This window comes from Nonlabens xiamenensis, from assembly GCF_003865345.1.
Lineage (GTDB): Bacteria > Bacteroidota > Bacteroidia > Flavobacteriales > Flavobacteriaceae > Nonlabens > Nonlabens xiamenensis.
Genome location: NZ_RMVE01000001.1, coordinates 1,046,847 through 1,063,205, shown reverse-complemented (window position 1 = coordinate 1,063,205; position 16,359 = coordinate 1,046,847). Strand labels below are relative to the sequence as shown.

Genomic DNA, 16,359 nt, shown 5'->3' with positions numbered 1-16,359 from the left:
CTAAGTTGATCGTAACTTGATTTGAGTTTTTCCTTTTTATCTTGAGAAAATTCCTCATCATTGTATACTGCTGGATATTTACCCTAAGCACTTGACATACCTCAGTGAAGTTGTTTAATTTCTCTTGTAAACTTAACAAAAGGAACTGCTTTGTGATTACAGTGACCTCCTGTTTTCTTATTAAATTCATCCATTATCAATTTCAAATTCTCACTAGTTATCACATCTATTAAAAGAGCTGTTCTTTTACCTGACAATAGTTGCACAAAGAAACCTGATTGATTTTGTGAATCACTATAAGGTTTTGAAATATCAGCACCGTGAAGAAACTCTGATTTGTCAACAGACGTATCGCCTAAATTAAGTTTATTATAATAATTAAAACTGACATTCATTTCTTTACCATAAATTTCAATTTCAGCAGAGGTCTCTACTCTATTACGATCGATGGAAATAGATTTATAGTCATCTTTATTGACAAATTCATCACCTATTAGTCTCGGTAATGCGTTAAACCTCGAGCCATCCGATGATTTTGACAACCAATGACCTTGTATAATTTGTTCTTTCAGCATCTTTATTCTTCTTTCAGCAATTCTTTTAGGACTTTTGAAGCTCATCTGGATCGTAAACACTAAGAGCCCCATCATTACACCCTACTTTCCACATGAATTTTTCTCTCACTTTACCTTCAAGACCCTTTGAATCTGCTCTCCTTATTGCAGCTTCTCTAGAGGTGACATGCTTCCTTATGTAAGGAATCATCCAAAATGGATGAGGAAATTCTCCGCCAACATCAATTATTGCAATCGGATTATTATTTGAGAACATCCCATAGAAAGTGTACTTGATCTATTTAAAAGAACGATTTTACCGCTTTCGCGAAAGCTTAAAATACAAGCAATTGAGTCAATATCGATACCATCGGGATAAAAGATTAAAATCTAATATTCTTTCCCTTAAAAAAGGAAAACCATCAATAGCTTTCCTTTTATTTGGCACTCCTTGTTTACTCTTGGTCACGAGCGATACGCTCGCGCCAGCTGGGTAGCCATTACACTGGCTGATATATTTAATATTTCCCTAGATTATCTCGTAGGTAAAACTGAACTGCTTATTGATGAAGATATTTCTAATCGTGTCATCACTATACAAAAGTTCCCTGAAGAAGACCACAAACACATCTTATACGCTCTCGATGCCATTACTAGAGATACTAAAGCTAGATTGGCGTATTCTTAATTTTCTAAGTTATTAAAACCATTTTGATTCAATATTTTTTAATTGATCGAAAACTTCCCATTCTTTAGGCATACTTTCTCTAACAAACCATTCAGCGCCAGATTGCAACCAATCTAGTCGATATTCTCGAACGCTTTTAATATGTGTGTCTTGAACACCAAATTCAACACCACAACATATACAAATATCAAATGACGCATCATTTTTGTCATACCATGTAGGCTCGGTGTATTTTAAACCACAACACCTGCACTTATATTCTTCCTTACTCATAGTTAAAATTCTCTTTCTGCTTGAGCGTCCCAATATTCTTGATTGCTATTAAATTAATGTCCTCTAGGGTTTGATGCTGTTTTTGGATTAGGTTTAAAAAAAGTTTTAGGTGTTCCCGTTGAGTCATACGAACCAAATATACCCGAATCTGGATCCCAAATTCTTATATCACCTTTTTTAGTAATCTTAAACTTAGCTACTTTAGGCGGATTAGTAAGAAAGTTAGCTGCTCTTTGTACATATTGAGTAGCGTTTGGTATATCAGGAAACTCAGCCCCATGTAGCTTAAAGCGATGTCTTGCATTTTTAATTCTATCACCCAATTTCCCTAAGGTCCATAAAGATCTTTTGGGGTTTCGACTCATCATGCCGTACACCATGGCAGTTCCAAAAGCTGGCGCTTCTTCATCACCCATAGATTCAATAGCATCTAATGTAGAGCTTATATGAATATTCTTTAACGCATTCCAAGTGTCTTTACCATGCTGTACTGGATTAGCAGCTAAATCTAATATATCACCTCCTGATTCATTTGATAGTTTCCAAATATTATATGTTAACCAATCATCTTCATTTTTTCGTTCATTATCCCTTTGATAGTAAAAAAGATGTTTACCGTTTGAATCAACAAAACCAGTTTGTTTGTCAGAGTCTTCCCAAGTAAATAACCTATTATATGCTATTATCCCAAGTGTGGTACCATTTGAGTCGTTTAGTTGAACAGCATTAGAAGGTACATCAAAAGTTGCCCCACCATAACCTGGTGGTTTAACACCTTGATCATACGGATCTACGTTGCTCCCATGCTCTGCTGTTTCAAAACCTTCAAGCTCTATTTTATCGATAGGTCTATTTCCGCTGAACTGATATGGTGTATACCAAAGATATTTAGCATCCAAAGGATCCACCGCAAAAAATCTACCCAACCTAGGATCATGCATCCTAATGGTATAATTATAACTATTCCCTTCACCATTCACTTCATCATCACGTTCTTGACCTTGGAAGCCATAACGATACACGTCAGAATCCACACTACCATGCCTGTTATTAAGTAACATCCCGTAAGGATCATAATCATTACAGGCAAAAACGTCCGGTTTAAAGTAATTGGGATCTGGAGAAGGAGCAACTATTGTTGAAACACGAAAGAGACGCTCTCGCCAGCTGGGAAAAGTATATATCATAAAATATTTCTAACTGCAGTATAGCAATCTATACATAGAATTATCTTTTATTTCATTTCATTTCCAATATACTCATAACTCTCGTAAATCTCAGGTGTTTCTAATCCTACTGTGGTAAGAAAAAAACTATGCGAACCTACTTTGGAAGAGTCTATAATGGTCGTATCAAATTTATTTATGACCTGACTAAACTGTTCTAAATAAATTGTACAATTTTCGCCTTTAATCCAACGTCCAGATTTTTTGTAATTAACGCTTTTAACAATATGAATGTAATTACTATCTGGTAAAAGTTTTATATAATCATCTTCGACGCTATTTGATTGATAATACCCAAAATTTATGTCTTGTTTTTCTACTGGACAATTGTTACAACTATACAGTAGTAGCAGGCTAACCGATGCAAGTGATGAAAGGAATTTAAGGTTTTTCTTTATTTTCATTGTATTGATCTATTGTTATATGAAGTCCAAATATTTGCATTTTATTAGATTATGGTACGTTTTGATTATCTAGACCCACTAAGTCAGTAGCTTGATGAAGGAGTAATGATCGTTTACCTGAAATGTTTGATAATTCAGTATCAAAACCATTGATTGCACCATTAGTATCAAGGGTCAGCGTCATTAAATAAATCATACCACCAATCACGATTGCGAGAGGGTCCTCTGTAATAGCTTCTAGGTACTCTTAACCCGACTCCTACAGTCCATCATACCAACCACTTTCACTAACAGCGTGGTCTGGACCAAATTCATACCCACCTTTAAATTCATTTTTGTTGTCTTTAATGAAGGTTTTCATATCCATATTAGTCATCTTAAGACGCTTCTAAAAATCACTTACAACTTCTTGAACAACTCTATTTCCTTCATTGAGGAGAGTGGTCATGGGATAATTATTTTCAAATGAAAATTGTACGACTCATATGCCTCTCTAGCTCCAGCCTTACCTGGATGGAATATTAGTTGCCTTAACCAATTTTGCTGATCCTCTAGATATGATAGAGCCACACCTCTCACATATTACTAAATTCCTATGGTGGTGTATCTATAACTCCAATATTTAACTGGCTTAAGAATAATATCAAATTGTTAACTCAACCACCGATCAAATTGACCAGCAGGATCAGAAAGATTCTAGAGCCAAATAAACGAAAAATACTACTGGGGATCATGACTTAAAGATGCAGGCAATCGGGATGGGTAGAACCCAAAAATTTTACTCAAACCTCATCGCCTTTACTGGACTGATGCGACTCACGATCAAAGAAGGCACCATCAATGCCAGTAAACAGACCATAAATGTACCCACGTTGAGCAATACCACATGCCACCATGAGATATAGACCGGCATACGAGAAACCTGGTAGGATTGGGGGTCCAGCGTCAGCGGACTCAAATAATACTGAATAGCGATCAATCCCAGACCGATAAGGTTACCAATAAGCAAACCTTTGAATACGAGGTTCATCGCATTATACAAGAATATTTTTCTGACCATCCAGTTTTCTGCACCCAGTGATTTAAGTACGCCTATCATATGGGTACGATCCAGAATCAATACTAATAATGCGGTAATCATATTGATGATTCCCACGATAAGAATGATACCAATAATTCCAAAAATATTACCATCCAACAAAGCCAACCATTGGAAAATCGCTGGCAACTCTTGTTCGATGGTCATCGCATTCATGTTAGAGGGTGTATTCATTTGGATTCGCTCTCCGACCGCATTTAATTCATCAAAATCTTCAATAAATATTTCAAATTTCCCCACTTGATCAGGCGCCCATTGATTGATACGTTGTACATTTTTAATATCTCCTATGATAAATTTACTATCGTATTCTTCCAGACCGCTGTCGTAAATACCGGCTATGGTAAATCCTTTGGCGGTTGGTTCTTGCCCATTAGCTTTCATAAAATAAGTAGGCGCCTTGTCTCCTACCTTTAATTGTAACCTGGCAGCAATTTCATCTGAGATCAGAATTTCTTTACCGATGTCTTCCTGATTAATTTCGGGAACACGGCCCTCAATAATAAAGTCGGCAAAATATTCCCAACGATAATCTGTACCGACACCTTTAAAGATGATACCTTCAAAATCGGTTGAAGTACGGATCATCCCGCCTTTTGTGGCTACCGCCTGGATATGGGTAACTTCTGGAACAGCCGTAAATTCAGGATAAAAGTCCTGGTCAATAGAAATGGGTTTAATGGTAGTAATCGAGTTGTTGCGATCAAAGAGGGAAACTCCCACATGGCCGTTGAAGGCGCTGACCTTTTCCTTGATTTTCTTTTGCAAACCGACACCAGTGGCAATCGCAATAAGCATCACGACTACACCAATGGCAATGGCAGCAATCGCGATTTTAATTATCGGTGCACTTACGCTATTTTTATAGTTCGTACTACTACGTACCCTTTTAGCAATGAAATACTCTAGATTCACATTTTCCTTTTCTCTGTTCAAATATACCATAATCGCCTGTGTTGGTTGCTGTACAGCCTGCAATTCCAATGGAAGGGTTCAGGATACGCATACGATAAGCTCCAGGGACCCTCAAGTGTATGCCAGCGCCAATGAAATTGTGTTGGATACCAAGAATAATACACCAGTTCCGGCAGCCGATCTCATTGGAAAATGGGTGGCTGATTTAAGGGGTAAACGTGTGGCCATCGTAGGCAATCAAACCAGTGTCGTACAAACTGGTGATACCATCAGGTTTGATTCCTGGAATAAAAGTCCTCAATTGCGATTCACGCATTTGGTAGATACATTACTCAGCTACAAGGTGGATATCCGCAGGGTATTTGCACCGGAACATGGTTTTAGAGGAACCGCCGATGCCGGAGCCAAAGTAAGCGATGGCGTGGACGAGAAAACTGGTCTTGCCATCATCTCCCTGTACGGTAACAATAAAAAACCCACCAGAGAGCAATTGGAGGATGTTGATGTGATTCTGTTTGATATTCAGGATGTAGGTGCTAGATTTTATACTTATATCTCCACCCTGCATTATGTGATGGAAGCCGCGGCACAATACGGCAAAAAAGTGATTGTTTTGGATCGCCCCAATCCCAATGGTCATTATGTGGATGGGCCGATTCTGGAAAAAGAACACCAAAGTTTTGTAGGCATGCACCCGGTTCCTGTGGTACATGGTATGACCATGGGAGAATACGCCCAAATGATTAAGGGAGAAAAATGGTTGGAAGGTGGTCTGCAACCAGAATTACAGGTGATCAAATGCGAGAATTACAATCACCAAACTCCATATAGCATTCCTATCCCGCCATCCCCTAATTTACCCAACGATCAGGCAATTAATTTGTACCCTAGCCTCTGCTTCTTTGAAGGCACTGATGTGAGTGTAGGTCGTGGCACCGACATGCAGTTTCAGGTATACGGCTCGCCCTCGCTGGTGCGGTACGATGGTTTTGCTTTTACACCATCGCCAAACCTTGGCGCAAAAAGGCCAAAATTTAATGGTAAAAAATGTTATGGTGTGGATTTAAGGGAACACCCCAAGTTAGAAAAATTGATTTTGGATTTTGTAGTGGACGCTTTCGCGAAAGCGCCGACTAAAACCAACTTTTTCAATTCCTTCTTTACCAAGCTAGCCGGTACTGAACAATTGAGAAAACAGATCGAAAGCGGAATGACCGCTGGTGAAATTAGCGCTACCTGGGAAGCTGGGATCAAAGATTATTTATTCATGAGACAAAAATATCTGCTATACGATTAATTAAAACTACCTGACCATGCCCTCTTTTTTTGACCAACACACCTATGAAGATTTACGGGAAAGATTGCAAATCTTGCGACCCAATGCAACGGCCCAATGGGGTAAAATGGATGCTGCTCAAATGCTTAAGCACTGCCAATACCCACTGCAGATTGCGCTGGGAAAAGAAAAAATGAAATTAAAACCCAACTGGCTGATCAAGTTCTTTTTTAAGAAAATGCTGTACAGTCCACGTCCCTACCATAAAAATTCGCCAACAGTTCCCAGTTTTGTCGTAGATAAAAAGAAGGATTTTGAAAGTGAAAAAGAAAAGTTGGACCAGTGGATGCAGGAACTCTGGTACGATCGAGACAACACTAATAGACGACCACATCCGGTATTCGGTTCATTTACAAAAGAACAATGGGGCGTCATGCAATACAAGCACCTGGACCATCATTTTAGACAATTTGGGGTTTAATTCTACTATTTGGTTACCCATTGAAGGACATCGAATTTATTACCTGAAGCTTTGACTAACAAAGACTAATCCCATGGCTGAATGCTCAGCTCTTCTTTAATTCCTCATGGAATTGAAGAATACTGGCCATACTGCGTTTATCGATACGTTGCAAATGGTTGATTGCCATTTCAAGTTCGTGCATGAGTTGATCAAATTTACCAGATTGGAACATGCTTCGACCAGGGTTTGAAAAGGCTCCGCCTGTTACAATAGATTCCTTAAGGTCATCAATACTGTCAATGTTTGGTATAGGGACAAAATCTTCTGCTGTAAATCTGGCTAGATCAGCGTTGAGTGAAGAAAAGCTTCTCCCTACCCGATCGGCGTATAAATTAAGCACGGCTTCTGTCACTTCTCCCTGCTCTTGTAATTTAGCCAATTCCTGCATAAGATCAGCCCTAACCTTGATTGCAGATTGAAAGAAACTGGTGATGCGCTCGTGCTGAACGTATTTCTTTAGCAATTCCTGGTCTTTACCGTTTGCTTTAGCCCAATGATAGTGGGTCCCAAAATAACGCAAGTCCCAATCCTTAAAATCATTGTTCAGTCTATCTTCGCGATCAGCTTGAACCACCTCGTAAGCCAAGGGCAAGTCTTTTTTACGATAGCTGGTATTATTATACTCAAATGTTTTGAGTTTGCTTTGACCACTGGCCATGGCTTGGATGGTAGATAATTGATCCTTTAGCTGATTGATGGGATACATTATCGTTTTGAGTTGAGATTTTAATTCATAAACCTGCTGGCTAAGATCTAGATGATCAACCTCTAAGTCAAGCATTTTTTCTTCGGTAGGAGGAAATACAAACCGATCATCAAAAGCATCATGATATTCCTCTAACAATTCTGCCCCAGCGTTTTCTGTGGTTATAAATGACTGAAAAGCATCTGCTGATACAGGATCTTTGATGGTATTATTCAGGTACTTTTCATATACCAAAGTGGTCAATTGCTTCTGGATCTTTTCCTTTTCAGCAAATAATTCCCAGGCTGACCTCTCATCCAATTCACATTCTACGTAAGGTGTTTTAGCATTGGTCTCTCTAAGATCATTTGGCGGATGGCTGGCGTACATACCGACTTTTGAGTGCTCAGACGTGCTGAAGTATAGTTTACCACCTCTTTCGTCCAGTGGCATTTGGGAAAGTGATTCTGTGATTAGAGCCTTCTTTTTCGAGAAAGCGATATCATTGTGGTGATAGACATTATCCACACCCATTCCCTTCTGCCCAGCGAGGTAGGCGTGATTCAAGGTAGCATTCCAACATTCAGCGCCATGATCCAATTTCCACAGAGAAGAAATGATGGCCTCGCTTCCAGTGGTACTGATGGCTACTTTGTCTGCATTAAATTCCATCTCGCGACTCAAAGAAGAATACACCAGGTTTAAGAATTGATAGAACAAGGCCAAGATCTGACGAATGATCCAGATCACAGGAGTGATCACCCATGCAGCAACAGCCAATCTGAGGTCCGCACGTCGCCAATTATCCAACGCATTGTCCCAGGAATCCCTGGAATAGATCATATCGTGAATGATGGTATTGGCTGATATGATATAACTACCGATACGCATACTGCGTTGGGCAAAGTGGCCAAATTCATGGGCAATCACCGCTTTGAATTCGGTTAAATTCAGGCAGGCTACCAAACCTAGTCCGATGGTAAGATTCTTACGGGTTGGAAAAATCAGGCTCATCCATAGATTGGAATATGACACATAGGCATTTACATCAGGATCAACAAAGACGTGTTTGGGTTTTGGGGCTCCGGTTTCCCGACACACCTCCATCACAAATTCCTTCAGCACAGGATTCTTGTCCAGGTCAATCCGAATCCGGTTATCTGGTTGAATGTTTTTGAGCTTGAAGATAAACTTAAGTGTGAAAGCAAGTAACATTCCTGCTCCCGCTACCGCTCCTATTTTTAACAATATGGTGAGCTTGTTAATAGATACGATTGGGTACATCACCGCTTGATACAGTAACCATACCATAGCCGTCACCAAAGCAGCATAAAGCATAAAAAACAAAATAACTGCTGCAATAGCCAGCGTAGCTTTGATTTTATAACTGCTAGGTAATTTGGTAAATCGTTGTGGAACTTGCGCTGGACTAGGCGGATAATAACTAATCGAATTCATATGGTTGGTCTTGGGTTGATGCCAAACATATAAAGAACTGGACTAAAAATGAAAAAAAACCACCCACAGTCGTGATCGTTCTTATTTCATCGAGAAATTCCCCAAGAATTTAATCATTCAACATCGACCAAAGTCGGTCCTTGAGTTCAGTCAATTGGAACTGGGAGATGGAAGAAATAAACATATAGGGCGCACCATTAAAGGCTCCCTCTTCATCTAATGCTTCCTTCATCTGCTGCATGAGTTCGCTATCCAACATGTCGGACTTAGAAATAGCAATAAAGCGCTCCTTGTCCAACATTTCAGGGTTGTATTTTTTGAGTTCGTTGACCAATATTTCATACTCCGCATTGATATCATCAGCATCTGCAGGGATCAGGAACAACAGGGTCGAATTGCGCTCGATATGTCTTAAAAACCGATGACCTAATCCTTTTCCTTCGGCTGCGCCTTCAATCAGACCTGGGATATCAGCCATGACAAAAGTTTTGAAGTCGCGATATTCCACAATACCCAGATTAGGTTTCAGTGTTGTGAACTCATAGTTGGCAATCTTGGGTTTGGCTGCGGTCAACACCGATAATAAAGTGGATTTACCTGCATTGGGAAAACCTACTAATCCGACATCGGCCAGCACTTTGAGTTCAAAAGTTACATCTAGGGCTTCTCCTTCAGTACCTGGTTGTGCATATCGCGGTGTTTGACGGGTAGCACTTTTAAAATGCCAGTTTCCTCTTCCGCCCATACCTCCTTGGGCTACAACGAATTCCTCATCGTGTTCCATGACCTCATGGATGACTTCCCCGGTATCAGAATTACGCACCACCGTTCCTAAAGGTAGTTCGATATAGATATCCTCTCCATCCTCTCCGGTACGTCGCTGTTTGGCTCCGTTTCCTCCTTGAGCAGCTTTGAAATGTCTTTTATATTTAAAATGGTAAAGTGTCCAAAGATTTTGGTTGCCTTTTAAAATAATGTGACCACCACGACCTCCATCACCACCATCCGGACCACCTTTTTCCACATATTTCTCACGGTGAAGGTGGGTACTCCCCTTTCCTCCGCGACCGGATTCCAGGTGTACCTTGGTATAGTCTACAAAATTTCCTTCTGTCATTATTTCTTTTTTTAGCCCATCATTTGATAAGGATGCTTAATCGGCAATTTGGGTGAAACGCAACAACCTGTTCAGCAGTAGGCCTGATATCATTTAGAGCAATGGAGTGAAAAGCCGATGGTTATTCCTCCCATCTACATGCTCAATGCTGCATGCTCTAGAGTTGATCAAACTCTACACTCAATCGCTCTGTAATTTCATCCAGTTGGCCTACCCCATTCACACCTCGGTATTTGTTTTGTCCGGCATAATAATCTTTTAAAGGTGCAGTCTGATCATAATACACTTTGATACGCTCGCGTATGACTTCTTCATTCGCGTCATCGGCACGGCCACTGTCCTTACCTCTGGCCAGGAGTCGTTCCACCAAGATCTCGTCATCTACTTCAAGGGCGACCATTCCGGCAACCTCGGTATCTTTTGAAGCGAGCAAATCGTCCAATGCTTTGGCCTGGGCATCGGTACGTGGGAATCCGTCAAAAATAAATCCAGCGGCATCGGGATGGTTTTCGACTTCAGCCTTCAACATTTTAATGGTGACCTCATCTGGCACTAAATTACCTTTATCCATATAAGATTTGGCCAATGCACCGAGTTCGGTCTCATTTTTAATGTTATAGCGGAATACATCACCCGTAGAGATATGTACGAGTCCGTATTTTTCCTTGAGGCGTTGGGCCTGGGTTCCTTTTCCCGCTCCCGGAGGACCGAATAAAACGATGTTTTTCATGCGTTCAGTTTGTACGTAAAGTTCGGGCAGGTTGCGCCCGAGGTTGTTATAATCCATGCCGTATCCCACGACAAATTTGTTTTCGATATTCTTGCCCACATAATCGATGCGCTGCTCCTGCTGGTACACATCTGGTTTCATAAACAAGGTGGCAATCAACAATTCCTTGGGCTGATGTTGTTGTAGCTTTCGCGAAAGCGATACCACCGTCAATCCAGTATCCACAATATCTTCCACCACCACGACCGTGCGTCCCTGTAGATCGATGTCCAACGAATCATCTATGCGCACCTCGCCAGTGGATTGGGTACCTTCATAACTTTTGGCCGTCAGGAAGCCGACCTCGCAGTCATGATGAAACTTACGCGTAAGATCAGCCAGCACCATATAGCTCCCGTTGAGTATCCCAATAAAAACCGGGCGTTTATCGGCCAGGTCACGGTTGAGCTGGTAGGCCAGGTTATCGACCGCATCGCTGATTTCCTGGGTGCTTAAAAATGGTTTGAAATACAGATCGTGTAATTGGATCACCGCTATAGGATTTGGTGCAAAGATACGGGATATGAACACGAGGCGCAATGCAGCCAACTCGCCTGAAAAAAGGCACAACTTTTTAAGAGGGCTGCAACATATAATTCAACTCAAGCCCCTATTTTTGGGTCATGGGACAATCACAATTTTCATCAGATTTTACATTGGGTATTTTGGGCGGTGGCCAATTGGGCAAAATGATGCTCTACACCACCCGCAAATGGGACATAGCTACGTATGTCATGGACAAAGATGATACGGCACCTTCTTTTGAAGGCTGTACGGTCTATTTTGAAGGGGACATCATGGATTATGAGGCGGTCATGGAATTTGGCGAACAAGTAGATGTGTTGACCATCGAGATCGAAAACATAAATGTTCAAGCCCTACAAGACCTGGAAGACAAAGGAGTTGCTGTTTCTCCCAGTGCACGCGTATTGCGTACGATCAGAAACAAGGCTATCCAAAAGAAATTTTACCAATCCCACGACATTCCAACCGCAGCTTTTGAAGTGTATGAAAAACCTCAGCTCAAGCACGATCGTGAATATCCGTTTATCTGGAAAAGTGCCGAGGGTGGTTATGATGGCAAAGGAGTAAAAGTGATAAGAACAGCCGCCGACCTGGAAGACTTACCCGCCCAAGAATGTATTTATGAAGACATGGTGGACTTTGATCTGGAGTTGGCTGTGATTGTGGCCCGTAATGCCAGTGGTGTGATGACCACTTACCCGGTGGTAGAGATGGAATTTCATCCAGAGGCCAACCAGGTAGAATATGTCATCTGCCCGGCCCGAATCAATCTGGACATCTCTGACCGAGCCCGAGCACTGGCACTGGAAGTTTCCAAAGCCTATGACCACGTAGGTTTACTGGCCGTAGAAATGTTCCTGACCAAGACTGGCGAACTATTGGTCAACGAGGTAGCACCGCGTCCCCATAATTCTGGACATTACAGTATAGAGGGAGCCTATACAGACCAATTTGAACAACACATACGTTGTGTTTGCAACCTGCCTTTGGGCGCTACAGACAGTACGGTAGGCAGTGTAATGGTCAATCTGGTTGGTGCCGAAGGACATACCGGCCCAGTACTTTATGAGGGGATTGAGGAGATTTTAGCCTTGCCAGGCGTAACACCGCATATTTACGGTAAAAAAGAAACCCGTCCCTTTAGAAAAATGGGCCATGTGACCATTGTAGCCGATGATGTAGTCGCTGCTCGCGAACTCGCCGAAGAGGTCAAAGCTAAGATTAAGGTGGTGTCGGTGGGGGCGTGATAATCGTATTCCTGCGGGGAATTGATGATATCTGATTTTGTTAAAAAAATGCTTGTGCGAAAAAGCACTTTCAGTGATTATCTTTCCAGAGCTGATCTACGATGTTGAGTTTTAAGGTTTCCTATTGAAATGTGTTCATTGGAGATATTTCATCGTGCCTAATTAAGCCTAACCTGAATTAGGAACTGATTTTCAAAAGTTTGATATTAAAAAGGATAAGAAAGATATTGAACAAATTAAAAACTATTTTAATGCTATACAGGAAGAGAAATAGAGTCATTTTATTGCTTATAGTTTTATTATTGGCAGTCGTTTCATGTAAAAAGGGTGGAATTAATGATCAGGATATTGAAAATAAGTCAGAAGTTAGCCCAATTGAAAAAGTTGAATTATGCTTTTTAAAAACTGAAAATGATACAATATCTATACTTTTTGGTGAAAATATAGATCAGAATCTTTCGGTAAATAAGAATCTGATTATGACTAAGTCTGATGAGGATGACATAAGTGGATGCTGTGAAGCCCTCGTTGCAAAAACAAATTACGACAACGTACAACTTAAACAGATACTGTATTTTAGAAATAATTTGCTTGAAGAGGCAAGTATTTCATTACGATCTACCTCAGAACGAGACTTATTTAAATTCATTGTTGAGTTTGTTTGTTTAGATAATAAAACTTTCACTTTTTTCTCAGGAAGAGATGGAGGTCCAAATGAAGTCGTTTTTGATTTTGAATTATGAAATACTCCAACCACGCTCCCAGCTGGCGCCTAGTTGCACTGGGCTTGCACGCCAGAGTAAGAATTCTGAAGCCTCAGGCCCACGCTGGCGCCGAGTTGTACTAGGTGACCATGTAAGAGTGAAAGGAATGAGAGAAGCTACCTTTAATAGGCGGTTTTTTTTTGCGCAAGCTTTTGCTTTTTTACTAATAAAAAACTAGATCATTCTTGTATAGCTTGTATTTTTAAGCTTTCGCGAAAGCGGTAAAATCGTTCTTTTAAATAGATCAGGTACTCTTCTTATGGGATGCTGTTGAATGATAGACATGGATCGGTGGATAGCGACGCGTATCGCTATGAGTTTAATAGATTTGAGCGTGAGAAAGTTTAAAGGTGAAGTTAAACATTTTTCATCTTCATGGAGAAGTGATGATCCAAGGCTCGGTAGATGGTTGAAATGGATCCGAAAGCCAAATTATTGCCTGAGGAATCACCATATTCATTCGCTAATAATATGCCGATATTTGGTAGTGATCCCTAAGGCCTCCTTTGCCCACCTTGTATTGTAATTGGCCTTTTACGATTTCCTGAAATAGCTGTGGCACTTACAATGAGCTCTAAATTAGATAGGCAGAATTGTATTAGAGCTAAACAACTATAAGAGAAGTGGCTATTGTATACGGTAACTGGTGGAACTGTCATTGGTAAAGGTCAGATGGCGGTTGAACTTAGAAGAGAATTAACTAAGCAATTTTTATCTCAACAGGCTATTAATTCAAGAATAGAATTGATTGACGGCGTTTTTGTTAAACAGGATTTGAGAGATTTTGATATGGAAGCGATAGCAATTGAATCATTTTTAAGCATTGATTTAGCAGATGCCTATATAGGAAAACTGGATATTGGAAAATTAAATTCCACTCTAGCAAGTACATGCATAGATATAACTCCAGACGAACTCTCAGTTATAGGTTTTTCGATAGAGCATGATGGGGTAAGAAATAAAGGAGATGGAATGGAGATAAGTGTGGATTTAATATTTGGCTTTTTATCAGAGTTCTCGGATAGTAAAATAACGAAATTAAATTATAAAAAGACAGTTCGAAAACTAATAAGTGAAGGTGATAAAGCTACACAATCGTTAAATCAGATGAACTTAAAGCACAATTAGGAGAACAAGGCTATTTAGATTTTATAAAATCGATTGATATAGAAGGGATTAATTATAGAGAAAGACCTGAAGTGAAAACTGATAATACTAGAGTTGTAAAACCAAGTCGATTTACACAAAAAAAGAGAAAAAAAAATGTGGAGCTTATATTCATACCTATTAATCCAACATCATATGAGTTTAAACAAGGGTAATTATTTTTCAAAAAACCATGTAATTTTCTTCATAATTTTCACTTTGCTAATGCTGAAATACTTAAATACTCGATTCGAAGATGTTCAACATAGTATTATTGCTTTAATTGGCTGTTTTATATTTCCTGCAATTGTGGTCGGTATTTTAATTATTTTAAAAAAATAGTTTCTCATTTTGAAAAATTTAAAGTCTTAAGTCTAGAATGCTCTTTAGACTTCGTATTTTTTCATGCTTGAGAGAATACTAAGAATAGATGAAGGACTTTCATTTTATTCATCTGTAACAGTTGTCGGATTAAAATTATTTTCAATTCTAATTAAATTATAATCACGTCCTTTACATTGAGGTTGTTAACTTTCTACTAGCGATGAGTACGATAGGATCAATTAATTAACATCCAAACTAGTAATATAATCAGAACTCTTAAATTCAATTATTAATCCAACAATACTTCCGTTACTATCGATTAAATAGTCCACCCCATTATTGAATTCATTTTGTGAGTAAAAACTAGGCTGTCCTAAGTAGCCAAAAACAATCGCAATAGAAGTTTCATTCATACGAATAAATGATAACTCTTCATTATCTACCTTAGTGTAATTATGATTATCATAATCAAAATTACAATTCAATCTAATCAATTCCCTTTCTCTTCCATAGGACGTCAGATTATTTAAAAATTCAAAATTATCAACTATAGCATCTTTGATTGTTATGAACGATATATTATATATAACACGGCTATCTTTATCTACTGAAAGTTCAACGAAACTTGCATTTCTACTATAATATTTTATAGTAATTACTTCATTGACGGATTTCTTGAAAAAATCTTCTGCTAAAATATCCAAAGGTAGATAGATATCGTCCTGATAAGAACGTATCGCATATTTATGACCTAGGTTAACTGAATCAATCATATAATTGTGAAAAATGTTTAACTGATGGCAATACATCTGCTTTTTCAGAGGCATAAAATATTATTTATTACCACCTAAACATAAAAGCTTTATCGAATTCAATAGGATCATTTGTCCTTCTGACAACATTATCAATTGCATTAAAAATTGAATTTTGAAATATTAATACCCATAAAGCTTGATGTTTTGGTCCAAATTTATCAGAATTTTTACGCAACTCCTACAAATTTATCATTGCGTACGGAGTGACGCGGACATTTTTTTCAGCAAATAATAATTAAAATTTAGGAATGTGAAACCCCTGTAGCAGCGGCTTGACTTAGAGATTTTCTCAAAGTAAAAAACTCTTGCAGACCTCCAAGGTAAAGGCATAGCAAGGAGTACAGTCATTTTGAAAAATCAGAGCATTCCGCTTTTTAATGTGATTCCCATGTTTTTCTAAGTTAATATTTGGAATATTTTTAACGCCCTCTACGGCACCATCAAGACTTCCCTCAGGATCTGAAACAAACTCTAAAGTAGATTGCCCTGCCACGTGAAATACCGATTAGATTCCCCAATTGGCAGCTAATATATACTACATGTTTTCTCAT

Annotated in this window: 16 protein-coding genes; 6 read left to right on the top strand and 10 right to left on the bottom strand. The window is 39.3% G+C overall.

Translation table 11 applies throughout. The features are described 5' to 3' along the window. Window positions 1–101: 101 nt before the first annotated feature. Both EGM47_RS04710 and EGM47_RS04705 read right to left on the bottom strand, forming a co-directional pair. Complete coding sequence (locus tag EGM47_RS04710; protein WP_124979583.1) at window positions 102–575, bottom strand: hypothetical protein; 474 nt, start codon at window positions 573–575, stop codon at window positions 102–104. Window positions 576–600: 25 nt separating this feature from the next. Continuing rightward, window positions 601–831 carry a hypothetical protein gene (locus EGM47_RS04705; RefSeq protein ID WP_124979582.1) on the bottom strand — a complete coding sequence of 77 codons (231 nt, stop codon included), beginning with the start codon at window positions 829–831 and terminating at the stop codon, window positions 601–603. A 174-nt stretch (window positions 832–1,005) separates the two neighbouring features. Between EGM47_RS04705 and EGM47_RS04700 the strand changes: the two genes are divergently transcribed. Then, window positions 1,006–1,242, top strand: coding sequence for a hypothetical protein (locus EGM47_RS04700; RefSeq protein ID WP_124979581.1), 237 nt, complete (start codon window positions 1,006–1,008; stop codon window positions 1,240–1,242). A gap of 12 nt (window positions 1,243–1,254) precedes the next feature. Here the strand turns inward: EGM47_RS04700 and EGM47_RS04695 are convergent, their stop codons facing one another. The 4 genes from EGM47_RS04695 to EGM47_RS04680 form a co-directional block, all read right to left on the bottom strand. Further along, window positions 1,255–1,515 carry a hypothetical protein gene (locus tag EGM47_RS04695; protein WP_124979580.1) on the bottom strand — a complete coding sequence of 87 codons (261 nt, stop codon included), beginning with the start codon at window positions 1,513–1,515 and terminating at the stop codon, window positions 1,255–1,257. A gap of 53 nt (window positions 1,516–1,568) precedes the next feature. Continuing rightward, window positions 1,569–2,702, bottom strand: a complete 1,134-nt coding sequence (locus tag EGM47_RS04690) for an RHS repeat-associated core domain-containing protein (protein ID WP_124979579.1) — start codon at window positions 2,700–2,702, stop codon at window positions 1,569–1,571. Window positions 2,703–2,749: 47 nt separating this feature from the next. Continuing rightward, the gene (locus EGM47_RS04685) at window positions 2,750–3,145 is read right to left on the bottom strand and encodes a hypothetical protein (RefSeq protein ID WP_124979578.1); all 396 of its coding nucleotides are present in this window, start codon (window positions 3,143–3,145) and stop codon (window positions 2,750–2,752) included. A 778-nt stretch (window positions 3,146–3,923) separates the two neighbouring features. Continuing rightward, window positions 3,924–5,189 (bottom strand): ABC transporter permease, encoded by a 1,266-nt coding sequence (locus tag EGM47_RS04680; protein WP_240642232.1) that lies wholly within the window; start codon window positions 5,187–5,189, stop codon window positions 3,924–3,926. On the opposite strand from EGM47_RS04680, the gene EGM47_RS04675 reads away from it, so the two are divergent. Then, window positions 5,140–6,456 carry an exo-beta-N-acetylmuramidase NamZ family protein gene (locus EGM47_RS04675; RefSeq protein WP_124979577.1) on the top strand — a complete coding sequence of 439 codons (1,317 nt, stop codon included), beginning with the start codon at window positions 5,140–5,142 and terminating at the stop codon, window positions 6,454–6,456. The genes EGM47_RS04680 and EGM47_RS04675 overlap by 50 nt on opposite strands. A gap of 16 nt (window positions 6,457–6,472) precedes the next feature. Next, window positions 6,473–6,916 (top strand): DUF1569 domain-containing protein, encoded by a 444-nt coding sequence (locus tag EGM47_RS04670; RefSeq protein ID WP_124979576.1) that lies wholly within the window; start codon window positions 6,473–6,475, stop codon window positions 6,914–6,916. Window positions 6,917–7,001: 85 nt separating this feature from the next. On the opposite strand, the gene EGM47_RS04665 is transcribed toward EGM47_RS04670, so the two are convergent. From EGM47_RS04665 to EGM47_RS04655, 3 genes are all read right to left on the bottom strand, one after another. After that, window positions 7,002–9,101, bottom strand: coding sequence for a M48 family metallopeptidase (locus EGM47_RS04665; protein ID WP_124979575.1), 2,100 nt, complete (start codon window positions 9,099–9,101; stop codon window positions 7,002–7,004). A 109-nt stretch (window positions 9,102–9,210) separates the two neighbouring features. Next, the gene (gene obgE / locus EGM47_RS04660) at window positions 9,211–10,218 is read right to left on the bottom strand and encodes a GTPase ObgE (protein ID WP_124979574.1); all 1,008 of its coding nucleotides are present in this window, start codon (window positions 10,216–10,218) and stop codon (window positions 9,211–9,213) included. 157 nt (window positions 10,219–10,375) lie between these two features. Then, on the bottom strand, window positions 10,376–11,479 hold the full coding sequence (locus EGM47_RS04655; protein WP_124979573.1) for an adenylate kinase: 1,104 nt from the start codon (window positions 11,477–11,479) through the stop codon (window positions 10,376–10,378). Between the two features lie 131 nt (window positions 11,480–11,610). Here EGM47_RS04655 and EGM47_RS04650 point away from each other — a divergent pair, with 131 nt between their 5' ends. The 3 genes from EGM47_RS04650 (at window position 11,611) to EGM47_RS04640 (ending at window position 14,651) form a co-directional block, all read left to right on the top strand. After that, window positions 11,611–12,759, top strand: a complete 1,149-nt coding sequence (locus EGM47_RS04650; protein WP_124979572.1) for a 5-(carboxyamino)imidazole ribonucleotide synthase — start codon at window positions 11,611–11,613, stop codon at window positions 12,757–12,759. Between the two features lie 251 nt (window positions 12,760–13,010). Further along, complete coding sequence (locus EGM47_RS04645; RefSeq protein ID WP_164510817.1) at window positions 13,011–13,502, top strand: hypothetical protein; 492 nt, start codon at window positions 13,011–13,013, stop codon at window positions 13,500–13,502. A gap of 651 nt (window positions 13,503–14,153) precedes the next feature. Continuing rightward, a complete protein-coding gene (locus tag EGM47_RS04640) occupies window positions 14,154–14,651 on the top strand; it encodes a hypothetical protein (RefSeq protein ID WP_124979570.1) in 498 nt (165 codons plus the stop codon). Between the two features lie 581 nt (window positions 14,652–15,232). Here the strand turns inward: EGM47_RS04640 and EGM47_RS04635 are convergent. Further along, complete coding sequence (locus tag EGM47_RS04635; RefSeq protein ID WP_124979569.1) at window positions 15,233–15,766, bottom strand: hypothetical protein; 534 nt, start codon at window positions 15,764–15,766, stop codon at window positions 15,233–15,235. Window positions 15,767–16,359 lie beyond the last annotated feature (593 nt).